6 protein-coding genes are annotated in these 5,908 nt (G+C 55.8%); 4 read left to right on the top strand and 2 right to left on the bottom strand.

The window, feature by feature from the left end; translation table 11 throughout:
* Together ACF8AM_RS05220 and ACF8AM_RS05215 are read right to left on the bottom strand one after the other, a co-directional pair.
* Window positions 1-224, bottom strand: a 224-nt coding sequence (locus ACF8AM_RS05220) for a hypothetical protein (protein WP_392554614.1), incomplete at its 3' end; no start/stop codon positions are given.
* Window positions 225-247: 23 nt separating this feature from the next.
* A complete protein-coding gene (locus ACF8AM_RS05215; RefSeq protein ID WP_392554613.1) occupies window positions 248-604 on the bottom strand; it encodes a hypothetical protein in 357 nt (118 codons plus the stop codon).
* A gap of 158 nt (window positions 605-762) precedes the next feature.
* Between ACF8AM_RS05215 and ACF8AM_RS05210 the strand changes: the two genes are divergently transcribed.
* From ACF8AM_RS05210 to ACF8AM_RS05195, 4 genes are all read left to right on the top strand, one after another.
* Window positions 763-1,986, top strand: a complete 1,224-nt coding sequence (locus ACF8AM_RS05210; protein ID WP_392554612.1) for an IS630 family transposase — start codon at window positions 763-765, stop codon at window positions 1,984-1,986.
* 182 nt (window positions 1,987-2,168) lie between these two features.
* A complete protein-coding gene (locus tag ACF8AM_RS05205) occupies window positions 2,169-3,596 on the top strand; it encodes a neutral/alkaline non-lysosomal ceramidase N-terminal domain-containing protein (RefSeq protein WP_392554611.1) in 1,428 nt (475 codons plus the stop codon).
* 144 nt (window positions 3,597-3,740) lie between these two features.
* Window positions 3,741-4,634, top strand: coding sequence for a rhomboid family intramembrane serine protease (locus ACF8AM_RS05200; RefSeq protein ID WP_392554610.1), 894 nt, complete (start codon window positions 3,741-3,743; stop codon window positions 4,632-4,634).
* Window positions 4,635-4,805: 171 nt separating this feature from the next.
* Window positions 4,806-5,908, top strand: a 1,103-nt coding sequence (locus tag ACF8AM_RS05195) for a hypothetical protein (protein WP_392554609.1), incomplete at its 3' end; no start/stop codon positions are given.

The following is a 5,908-nucleotide window of genomic DNA, read 5'->3' as shown; positions in this document are numbered from 1 at the left end:
GACCAGATGTAAGCTGCGGTTTGTGAGAAGTTCGTGGTCATGAAACATCGTGTTCCAAAGGAGGCCAAGCATGGGCATCGCATGTCCTGCGATCTGTTTGCGCCCCGTGCATATTCAAAGATCGCATGCAGATTGTGGTCTCCAGCGGCGGCGTTGTCACCCACACTGGACAAGTCTGCCGCAGGAGAAACGACCAAGCCAATGAAGATCTCGTTGGCCAGCATGGTGCTTGAGTTTCAGTTTGCCGCTAGACGCGGTAGGCGACCTTGCCACTGTTCGCAATTGTGAAAAAGCCGCTTTTTTGCAACGCCTTGATCACCGCGTCCACTTCCGACCGGGAGATTCCACCCTTGAATTGAAACATCGTTTCAATGGAGTTCACGACCGTTTCGCGTTTCTTCGGCAAGAGCTTTTTCAGGCGTGGTTTGACGTGCTGGATTCTTTCTGCACGCGACATCGACTTCGCATCCGTGGCTTTCGCTGATGGCGTGACGGCAGGAGTCTGGGACGGACTTGGCTTTGTGAGCTGTACGAGCGCGGTGTATTCTTGTGCGGTCATCTCGACCATGACGTTGCCAGTCGATGTGGTGTCTACTTTGTTCATGGCCTGCTTGGCTTCGGGGTCCAGTTCGACGGGCAATTGCGCGTACCTAGTGCCTCCGGAACGATTTGATCTGGCGTGAAGCTTGCCGGCGATGGAAACTGCTTGTCTTTCGCATCTTCACGGAGTGGGATATGTCAGGCAAGGCGGCGAAGGTTGTAGTGACTGAGAAACTGTTGGCGTTGCTCGAGGAGTTTGTGGCGGCCAGGTCGACGCCGAGCGGACTTCAAGTGCGTTGTCGTATCATCTTGCTCGCTCGCCAAGGGCACAACAATGAGGCGATCGAAGCAATCGTTGGGCTTGGGCATGATGCGGTTGGAACTTGGCGACGTCGATGGAGAGACAACTGGCCTCGTTTGATCAGCATCGAGTGCGGCGAAGGCGTTCCGGCATTGAAAAAGGCGATCATCGAATTGCTTAGCGACATAAAGCGGTCGGGCCGACGTCCACGAATTACCCAGACACAGCAAGCAGACTTGGCCTCGAAAGCATGCGAAGATCCCCAGGATTCAGGGCGGCCAATCAGTCAGTGGAGTAGCGATGAGTTGGCCCACGAGATGAGCCGCATCCGTCAAGCGTTTACCATCAGCGGCCGTTGGGTCCGCGAGCTTCTCGCCCGCATGGACATCCGGCCGCATCATCATCAGTACTGGCTGTTCTCCAAAGACAAAACGAAGGACCCAATGTTTGAGGCCAAGGTCGATGCGATTTGCACTGCCTATGCCGAAGCAATTGAGCTGTATTGTCGCGACGGTGTTCACACGATCTGCGTCGATGAGATGACCGGCATTCAAGCTCTCCAGCGAATTGCCCCGGACTTACCGGTTCGCCGTCACGATGTCGCTCGCCTGGAATACGAGTACCAGCGCCATGGAACAACAGGACTCTTTGGCAATCTCCACGTTGCAACGGGACAGATCTGGGCACCGCTTCTTCGAGACACGCGTGGCGAACTGGACATGCTCGAAAACATCAACAATGTAATCAGCCAAGGTGGTGAAGACGCAACCTACCGGTTCGTGATGGACAACCTAAATACTCACTGCAGTGAAACACTGGTGAGGATGATCGCTACGATGATCGGCTTTGAGGACGACCTTGGGCTCAAGGGCCGCAAAGGGATATTGCAGTCGACAGCCAGTCGTCGCGAATTTCTCAGTGATCCGTCTCATCGGATTCGATTTATCTTCACACCTCGCCATTGCTCATGGCTCAACCAAATTGAAATCTGGTTTGGAACGCTACGTCGAAAACTGCTGAGGCGAATGAGCTTCACATCGATCGAGCATTTGGAAGATCGAATCCTGGCTTTCATCGAATACTACAACAGCACGCTGGCAAGGCCATATAGGTGGACCTATCAGGGCACGCTTTTGGCTGCTTGAGGATCTGGGGGAAATGAGGTCTTCAAGCGGCACGAAATCGTTCCGGAGGCACTAGGTCATCCATTGGCAATCTTCGATTGGTATGACCCTCCTGCAAGCTGCCAAGGAATCGGGCGATTGTTCTACAATGCGTGCGAGGTAAGAACGTCGCAGAGATCAACGCACCCGTTTGGAATGCTGGAATGAACGCAAAAGCCCTCTTCGTCGCAACAACTCTCGTGCTCTTCACGGTCGTGGGATGGGGGGCAGAAACGGAGTCCACTTTGACTTCGGTTTCAACCTGGAGAGCGGGAGCAGCAAAAGTTGCGATCACACCCAACGAGCCAATGTGCATGGCTGGCTATGCGTCGCGAACCCGTCCGGCGGATGGGAAACTGACCGAGCTATGGGCGAAAGCATTGGTGCTGGAGGACGAAGAGGGATATCGAGGTGTGGTTCTGACACTGGACCTCGTTGGCATTGATCGTACGCTCTCGCAATCCATCTGTGATGCTTTGAAAGGGAGGTACGGTTTGCAGCGTGACCAGATTGTGATCTGCACGTCGCACACGCATAGTGGACCTGTCGTCGGTCTCAACCTGGCGCCACTTCATCATCAGTTGCTTGCTGATCCTCAGCGACGAGCGATCGATGATTGGGTCGCTTCTTTTCAGGATCAGATGATTGAGTTGGTGAGGAACGCGATTGGCAACCTGGAACCCAGCGACGTGACCTGGGGAAGCGGCACGGCAACGTTTGCCGTCAATCGTCGTGAGAATCCTGAGGCAGCGGTGCCCGAGCGACGAACCCAAGGGCAACTGCAAGGCCCCAGCGATCATGACGTTCCGGTGCTCGCCGTTCGAGATGCGAGCGGTCGTTTAACCGCAATCCTCTTCGGGTATGCCTGTCACGCGACAACCTTGAGTGGCTATCAGTGGTCCGGTGACTATCCGGGATATGCCCAGATGAACTTGGAAGACGAACATCCTGGGTGCGTGGCATTGTTCTTTGCCGGTTGCGGCGCCGACCAAAAACCACTGCCTCGACGCACGGTGGAATTGGCAGAGCACTACGGGCGGCGTCTGGCCGATGCCGTGGATTCGGTCTTGCTGACGACGCAAATGCAGGCGGTACAGGGACCGTTGCGGACATCGTATTCAGAGATTGATTTGCCGTTCGATGAACTGCCGACGAGAGACGAGATCGAATTGAATTCGAAGTCTGACAATCGCTACGAGGTGGCGAGGGCAGAGATGCTATTGAAGCAAATTGATGGCGGTGATCCGCTTCTGCCAACCTACCCGTATCCCGTGAGTGCATGGACGATTGGCGATGGCCCGCTGCTGACAACGCTTGGTGGGGAAGTGGTCGTGGACTACGCCCTTCGCTTGAAGAGCGAATTGACAGGAGTGCAAACTTGGGTGGCTGGTTACGCCAACGATGTGATGGCCTATGTTCCTTCCCGTCGAGTCCTTGGCGAAGGCGGCTATGAAGGCGGCGGGGCGATGGTTTACTACGGGCTACCGACTTCGTGGGCGCCGTGCATCGAGAAAGACATCGTTCAGGAAGTTCATCGACAGGTTGAGAGCCTTTCCATTGATGACACAAACGATCTCACGCGATCCCGTTGACGCCAACTGTGTTTGGGAGGAGGCTTGGTTCGAATTGTCTGCCGTTGTGTTAGGATCGCGGCCGAGTTCGCTTCAAGACGGTTCGTGTTAGAGAAGCGAACGTCCCGCAATCAATGAGGTGGGGGCAACCTTGCTCGCAACGCTATGAACAAAGGATGCCCGGAACCCGAGATCGTCTTTCGCTCGCCATCGCACCGCGATTGCATGGATACTCGGTTGGTGCTGGAATCGGTGGGGATCTCGAATGAGATGCTGCAACAATCCGGGGACTGGTGCTTGGTCGTCCCCGACGAACAAGTCAACGCCGCGTTCGCTGAGTTGCAGTCGTATCGCAACGATCGGCTTGCCGAAACCAAGCAGACTCTGCCATCCAAAGCCGTCGTGTTCGGTGGTTCAATTGCGGGGGTGGTTTACTACGCCATCTTCATTGTCTCGGTTGCGGTGTTGGCCGATACATCTGCCTACGGGATCGACTGGAAAGCGGCTGGCCAGATGAATGCCGGCGATGTGATGAATGGTCAGTGGTGGCGAACGATCACGGCGTTGACTCTGCACGCGGATGCTGGTCACCTACTATCGAATTTGGTTTTCGGTGGTGTCTTCGGTGTGCTGGCGGGGCGTCTCTTGGGCGGCGGATTGGCGTGGTTGACGATCGTCATGGCCGGCGCTCTGGGGAATTTGATGAACGCGTTGATCCGCGACGCGGTGCACACTTCGATCGGTGCGTCGACTGCTGTTTTCGCCGCTTTGGGGATTCTGGTCGCGCACGCGATGCACCCTCGATACAAGACATCGACGAAGGTCCTGGTTCGCTGGAGTCCCTTGATCGGCGGTGTCCTGTTGTTGTCATTCATGGGATTGGAAGGCGAACGAACCGATGTGTTGGCACACGTGACTGGTTTCGTCGCTGGAACGCTGTTTGGCTGGATCGGGTGCCGTTTGCCGGAAGCGTGGCTTGCCAGCGGTTCATTCCAAATCGTTGCTGGATTGATCACGGGTGCCATTGTGATTGGAGCATGGCTGCTCGGCGCCGCGTGAACCGTTTTGCTGTGCTCAATCGCGGAGTTCCTGCATGGACACCGTTCACATCAAAGTGTTTGCAGTGTATTCTATACAGGAAGGTGCACATAAGAGTCGCAGCGAGCACCGGTTGTGCTAGGCAACGCGTCGATCAATCCGCGCGGAAATTCTGCGAACCGCGAACGAAACATGAACCGAATTCAAAAACGTGACATTGGCGAGCGAATGACGAATCATCCCCGTATGCAATGCCTCCTGACGATGACCCTGGGATGGTCGCTGGCCGCTGGCGTCCCTTCGACAGTGACTGCGCAAGGACTGATGGATATCGAGAAGCCGCCGTTTTCTTACTCGGACACGGTCGAGGACAATCGAGTCAGCCGGTTGATTGCGAAGATCCAGTCCAAGGAAGTGCGGCTCGATTACAGCAAGCCACGTGGGCACTTGGAATCGCTGCTGCAGGAACTGGACATCCCCGTTTCATCGCAAACGCTGGTGTTTTCCAAGACCAGCATGCAGGTCCAGCACATTTCGCGTTCCAACCCAAGAGCCATCTACTTCAACGACGACACTTACGTTGGGTGGGTGCGCGGCAGTTCGTTGGTGGAAGTCTCCACTGCCGATTCGAAGTTGGGAGCGGCGTTCTACACCGTCGACATGAAACCCTGGCGAGCGAAGATGACTCGGTCAGATTATGACTGCTTGGGTTGCCATGCCACATCGATGACGGGTGGTTTGCCGGGGCATATGATGCGCAGCGTTTCGCCGCTTCACGATGGCGGAATCAATGCCCAGTTCCCCTCGCACGTGACCAGTGATTCCAGTCCCTTTGCCCAGCGCTGGGGTGGTTGGTACGTGACCGGCGGCCATGGTTCGATGCAGCACATGGGCAACGCGTTCTTGCGGGGCAACACGTTGGATCTGCGTCGCAGCGGCAATGTGTCCGACTTGGAAGATCGATTTGACACGACCGGTTATCTGTTGCCGACCAGCGACATTGCGGCGTTGATGGTGCTGGGGCACCAAACAAGCGTTCACAATGTGCTCGTCAAAGCGGACTTCACCGTCCGAAAGCTAGAGTACGATCGGGCACAGCGTCTGGCAAAGGAGCAGAGCACCAGCGAAGCAGACGTGGAGGAGCATTCGATGCAGATCGCCCAAACCGCACGTCAAGTGTTGAAGGCAATCTTGTTCTGCGACGAGGAACCGTTGGAGTCACCCATCGAAAGTGCGGGCAAATTTGTGCACGAGTTCGAGGTTCGCGGGCCGATCGATTCGAAGGGACGCTCCCT

This window comes from Rhodopirellula sp. JB055 (assembly GCF_043100905.1).
Taxonomy (GTDB): Bacteria; Planctomycetota; Planctomycetia; order Pirellulales; family Pirellulaceae; genus Rhodopirellula.
Note: the sequence above shows the minus strand (reverse complement) of the source record. Positions and strands in the feature narration are given on the sequence as shown.

Bases quoted from the DNA above. Each gene is read 5' to 3' on its own strand.
- ACF8AM_RS05200 (WP_392554610.1), top strand. From the start codon at position 3,741: ATGAACAAAGGATGCCCGGAACCCGAGATCGTCTTTCGCTCGCCATCG.
- ACF8AM_RS05215 (WP_392554613.1), bottom strand. From the start codon at position 604: ATGAACAAAGTAGACACCACATCGACTGGCAACGTCATGGTCGAGATG.
- ACF8AM_RS05205 (WP_392554611.1), top strand. From the start codon at position 2,169: ATGAACGCAAAAGCCCTCTTCGTCGCAACAACTCTCGTGCTCTTCACG.